Raw genomic sequence first — 916 nt, forward strand, 5'->3', positions numbered from 1 at the left:
CGGCGGACGCGGCCTTGTCGGAGCGGCGGCCGGAACCGGCTGCAAGCCGCCATCTCCAGTCAATGCCGGCCGGCGCGGCGCCGAAAGCCGGATATCGCGCTCGACGACGACGTCGGTCGGACCGCCGATCAGAAGCAGATGTTCGATGTCGTCGCGGCGTATCAGCACCAACCTGCGATGGCTGTCGACGGCGGTGGCATCCATGACGGCCAGTCGCGTCTTGCGGTTCCGGCCGCCGGCGACGAAGGTTCCGAATGTCAGGTTGCGCACCAGCTTGACGATGACGAGAACGATGACCAGCAGGACGAGCGCTGCAAACGTCCACAACAATGCTGCGGCATAACCGGGACCTGCCACGCTATCGAGCCATTGCATTGGTTTCCCCTGATCGCCCCTTGGAAGTGATAAGACACTAGACCGTTGCAGCGGGCCACCGCAAGTTGCGTTTCACGCTGTTGAACAGCTTGAAAAACTCCGAAGGCCGGAAGACATCATTTTTATCCGACATTTGCCGCCCAGGCCTTTTCCGGACTAGGAGAATGTGATTCAACCCGGTACGGGGCGGGTGTCGGAACACCGGAATTCACGAGCAGGGGGCACATGGCCAAGGAAGCGCGCGGCGATTTCTATCCGGTACCGATCGTCGACCAGAATACGCGACCGGGCGCGGTTACCCGGCTTATCATTTTCATCGTCGTTCTGACGGGGGCCGCGATCGTCTTCGGTCTTTTCCGCGAGCGCCTCGGCGATCCTTTCCTGCTCGGCATGCTCGGCGTGCTGGCGATGATCGGCGTCGGCTTCCTGTTCGCGACGGCGATCGGCTTCGTGCAGGTCACGCCACGCTCGACAGGCGACGAACTGTCGAAATCCTTCGTCGATTCGATGTCGCAGGGGCTTCTCGTCACCGACACCAAGG

General features: G+C 61.9%; 2 pseudogenes. One reads left to right on the forward strand and one right to left on the reverse strand.

The window, feature by feature from the left end:
* A pseudogene (locus EN969_RS33080) lies at positions 1-375 on the reverse strand (flagellar biosynthetic protein FliO); the annotation flags it as partial.
* Between the two features lie 225 nt (positions 376-600).
* Here EN969_RS33080 and EN969_RS33085 point away from each other — a divergent pair.
* Positions 601-916: pseudogene (locus EN969_RS33085) on the forward strand (hybrid sensor histidine kinase/response regulator); the annotation flags it as partial.

The sequence above is a fragment of the Mesorhizobium sp. M7A.F.Ca.CA.003.01.2.1 genome, from assembly GCF_003998945.1.
GTDB lineage: Bacteria > Pseudomonadota > Alphaproteobacteria > Rhizobiales > Rhizobiaceae > Mesorhizobium > Mesorhizobium ciceri.